Origin of the sequence: Burkholderia sp. E168m23 (assembly GCF_016586125.1) — a bacterium.
Classification (GTDB): Bacteria; Pseudomonadota; Gammaproteobacteria; order Burkholderiales; family Burkholderiaceae; genus Burkholderia; species Burkholderia orbicola.
Window position 1 is genome coordinate 1 of record NZ_BCPP01000655.1, and the last position, 4,175, is coordinate 4,175.

Here is a 4,175-nt window from a genome sequence, read left to right on the forward strand (position 1 = left end):
GCCGTGATGTACGTCGAAGCCACATTGGTGTGCGTGCTTATTGCCACTTGTGCTGCGGTAGTGTGAAAGCCATTCCGAAGCAGTTGAAATGCCTCGCGCCTGACATGGACCGCTGTCAGTCGGAAATGAGTTATCCGCGCCGCATCCTTTGTCCACTCGATTTTCAGTGTTGGCGTCGATCGGGAATGAGCATATAACTTCAGGCTCGACGACATTCGGCTTTATATTATACCTATACGGAACGAAAATTAATCCGTTACCGTACCCATAAGCCAGCTTGCTGAACTTCGAATCTTTTCGCAGATAGGAGAATGAGACGCCTCCACTCGAAACGGAAGCAGGACTCGGGTTCCATGAGTGGTACTGAGACGAATGCATGGTCCCGCGAAGCATTACTCCGGAACAGCGAAACGCCGGGTTTGTAGCACTACCGCAATCTGGAGCCAGATTATTGTAATTGTCCGTGAGCTGTTGCGCGACCTTGTTGCCAGCGACTCCGACGAGCGCGACCGAGCCATCTTCGCCCGAGTATGCATGGGCGAGTGATATTCCAGCGAGGAAAGACACTATTATTATCAAGATAAAAAACCATTTGTGTTTCATTTTCCACTTTTCTTAAAATGGATAAAATTTATGAGACATGCCGAATTTTCATCATCGGCACTCTTGCTTTTAATATGATTGAGCGAATGAGCTCCATCATCTCGCCCGGGCGCCAATGGAATGGACGCTCCGCGACATGGATATGTCGAAATGGCAAATAATCGGAGACGGTGTCGAATAGGTGCCATGGCGCCGTTAACTTTCCCGACGATATGGGCAGCCCGATGGCGTCATTGCTTATGGGAGTGAATGATGCGTTTCCACGACTCTCGCTTGCGACGGCTTCGGCGCACGGGAACCGCCCTCGGCCTGTCATGAACCGCGCGGTGGAATTTGTGGGGGTTGCGGCGGATATCGTCCGTACTCGCAGGCGATCGATCGTTGAAGTCCCGACGCTCGTTCGGCGCCGCCGTCACTGAGAATATTTGCCCAACGTCGGCGGCTCGTCGGTGGCCTCTATCTCGTTGCTCGATGTCTGCTGGTCCTGCCGCGTACTGCCGACAGGACCAGCGCTGGCAATGAGGTAGGTCCTAAGCACCACCCGCAACGCAGCTCAAAGCGTCATTCCGGTTGCTCACCACACGAAACCAGCGCCGACACCACCCGCCACAGTTCCTCGTGTGTTCGTCGAACCGGAAGCCTTGATGATCCAGCGCCCAGCGTAGGTGGACAAACCCACCGCAAGAGCAGACTGGCCGGCGTACGTGCCGCCGCCCACTGCGACGACGCTCTTCCCAGGCGCCGGCGCTTGCGGCAGCGACGCAATGGCCACGGCTGACGCGGTGCCTCCATTTGCATCCGCACGATCGTGTTCGATCTGCGATCGCAAGCCGCCCATCGATTCGTTGAGCTGTTGGACGTTGACGGCGTCCGTCGGTGCGACACCGGCCGACACGTTGGTCAGCGTACGCGTCATGCCCGTGGCGCTGTTGCCGAACGAGACGGCATTGTCCGCGTCAGCCACGGAACCTGCACCAATTGCAACGCTGTTAGTGCCCCAAGCGGTCGCGCCCTGTCCGACCACGGTGCTGTTCTCGCCGTGAGCGGATGCAGATTGCCCGATCGCCGTGCTATTGATCGCACGTGCATCCGCCCCGGCGCCGATCGCTGTCGCGCCCGACGCTTGCAGCGCCGAATTCGCGCCGATTGCCGTGGTGTCGCCGGCATCGCTGTCGATAACGGAGCCTGAGCCGGCCCCGACGTCGCTAACGTCCCGGCGCAGATTGGCCATCGTCATGACCCGACCATCACCGCGCGGATCGCCGGCATCGGTTTCGATCTTGCTGACGCGATTGTCCATCGCGCCCATTCGGTTTTCGAAGTCGCTTTGCAGCGACGACAACTGGCCATAGTTCACCGCGTCGTATCGGCTCTTGCCATCGGCAACGTTGGTCAGCATCACCGGCGCTGCCGACGGACCGCCCAGCGTCACCGAGCCATAGTTCGGATTGCCGTGCGAGTCGAGATCGTAGCGCAGCGCCAGCGAATCCGTGGCGCCATACGCCGCAGCCGCCTGCACCGCCTCCGATACCGTCCCGTACTGGTGACCGTGCACTTCAATCGAATGAATGGCCACGTGGCCGCTTCCATCGACCGTCGTGTCGCCGCCGATCGCGTTCGCAAGACTCGTAGCCGCGCCGTGCAACTGCGCCACGTTCACCGCGTCGGTACCCTGCGTACCCGCCGCAACGTTCACGATCTGGCGCTCGCTTCCGGCATTGCCCACTGAAACGGTATTGGCTCGACTCGCCTGGGAACCCGCCCCCAGTGCCACAGCGCCGTTCGCCCCTTTTTCCACGAAGGCTTTCGCGCCGAGCGCCATCGCGTCGGTCACGTTCCGGGCAACGCTCGCCCCCGTGCCCAGCGCAATGCCATTCGTCGCGCCCACCACGGCCTCGGCGCCATTGCCGATCGCAATCGAACTTTCGCCGATCGCGTGCACATCGTTATTGCCGATAGCGATCGCGTTCTCGCCGTTCGCCCTCGCCTGCGAACCGATTGCAAGGGCGCTGGCACCATTCGTCGTCACATGCGAGCCGATCGCCACCGAGTACGGCTGCTCGGCACCGGTTTGCGCCATATTGCCGATCGCCACGGAGTTGTCCGAGTTCGCGATGGTACGCATGCCAATGGCAATCGTGTCTGCGCCCGACGCAACCGACCCGACACCGATTGCAGCCGAGGTCGTACTCGCCGGATCGCCGTCGGCGATACTCGCCGCGTTCGGCAGGCTACCGTCAGCACCCTGGCCGTCGATCAGCACGAAATTGGACAAACGTTGCTCGTCGATGGCAAAGGGATTGGCAACCAGCAAGCTGCGCCGCGACGCCAGATCGGACGAGAGCTTGTCGGTACGGCTCGACACCTTCCCGATCGCATCAGTCAGCTGATTCAAGTTGACTGCATCGGTACCTTTCGTACCCGCCGCCAGGTTCGAAATGCGGCGCTCGCGCCCGACGTCGCCCACCGACACTTGGTTTGCTTCCAGTGCGACCGAGTTGATACCGATCGCAACCGAATTGACTCCGGTCACGCGCGAACCCGCACCCAAAGCGATCGAGCCATTCGCTATCGCATTTGCACCGGCGCCAATCGCAACGGCATTCGTTCCCGTCGCAATCGCGTCTACACCTTGAGGCTTGATCTGGATGGCCTTCATTGCAAGGCTGACGTCAGCCAGCTCATCCCGTATCGGCTGCGTCGCAGCAGTCAATTGCCCCACATTGACCGCATCGGTATCCGCACTGCCTGCCGCGACGTTCTTCAATGTCGTGCCATGCTCGCCACGCAGCGTTATCGTGCTGCCCGCGGCATCGTCGTACGCCACCGCGTTCGGATCGATACCGCCGCCACTGTCCGCGGCTGCCGCGATCGCGTCGCCGACGTTACCGTAGGTTTTGTCACCGACGCGATACTTCGGCGCCATCACGTTACCTCTCGCGTCCACCGTCGAACCGCCCCCCAGTGCCGTCGCGACACTCTGTGACGCACGGTGCAATTGCGAACCGTTTATCGCTTCCATACTCGTCGCACTGACCGTGCCGGCCGCCACGTTCTTCAGTGTCGTGCCCTTCACGCCAAGCGTGATCGAGCGCTTGGCGGAATCGTCATAAACGACCGCATTCGGATCCGTACCGCTATCGACGGCTGCCGCAATCGCATCCGCGACGTTGTCGAAAGATTTGCTGCCCACTCGATATGTCGGCGTCGTTACGTGGCCGTTGGTGTCGATATTCACGCCAAGCACGTTCGCCACCCTCGAAAGCTGGTTGACGTTGACTGCATCACCGGCGTGCGCGCCGTTCTTGACGTTGGAGATTCTAGAACCCGATACGCTGATTCCCGCTCTGGACGACAACACAAGCCGGCTGCCGGCAATGGTCGCGCCTTCGGCATCGACGATTATCCGATTCGCCTTGAACGGGTCGTCACCATAAAACAGCCCGGCCGATCTGCTTCCCGCCCATACTCCCGACCACAAATATGTGTCGGCCCCATTTCCAGAGGTAAGATAAGAAAAATACCGGCCCGCCATCTGGGAAAAATGAGCCCCACGCACACCCCTATAATTT

1 protein-coding gene is annotated in these 4,175 nt (G+C 60.0%); it reads right to left on the reverse strand.

Annotated features, from left to right (window positions below; genetic code table 11):
- Positions 1–1,177: 1,177 nt before the first annotated feature.
- Complete coding sequence (locus JMF90_RS26795; RefSeq protein ID WP_201325637.1) at positions 1,178–4,084, reverse strand: YadA family autotransporter adhesin; 2,907 nt, start codon at positions 4,082–4,084, stop codon at positions 1,178–1,180.
- Positions 4,085–4,175: the final 91 nt, after the last annotated feature.